Annotated in this window: 1 protein-coding gene; it reads right to left on the bottom strand. The window is 70.2% G+C overall.

Annotated elements, in window-relative coordinates; translation table 11 throughout:
- Positions 1-396 (bottom strand): acyl carrier protein (locus RNB18_RS53230; protein ID WP_311721206.1); only part of this gene is annotated, 396 nt, incomplete at both ends.

Raw genomic sequence — 396 nt, 5'->3', positions numbered from 1 at the left:
ACCTGGGCGAACGCGGTGCCGTGGATACGGGGGTCCTCACCGAGGATCAGGTCGACGACCGAGGTCTTCAGCAGCGGGAGGAGCGCCTCGGACGCCTCGTCCAGATGGCCCCGGTAGGTCGCCGAGTCCAGATAGAGGCCCGCCGTCATGCCCGGGTACTGGCAGCCCTGCCCGGTGAAGACGAAGGCGGTCCGCACCTCGCGGGGTGAGCGCCGCATGTCCCGGTAGGCCATGTGGCGGGCCAGGTCGCCGATGGTCCGGTGGGCCCAGATGTCGTCCAGGTCGATGATCGGCCCGAACTCCTCCTCGATGTCGCCGTACAGGCTCAGCGCGGCCACCGAGTCCAGCTCGTAGCCGACGAGCGGGTCCGTCTCCTCCACCGGCCGGCCGAGGTAG

Source organism: Streptomyces doebereineriae (assembly GCF_031845645.1).
Taxonomy (GTDB): Bacteria; Actinomycetota; Actinomycetes; order Streptomycetales; family Streptomycetaceae; genus Streptomyces; species Streptomyces canus.
Note: the sequence above shows the minus strand (reverse complement) of the source record. Positions and strands in the feature narration are given on the sequence as shown.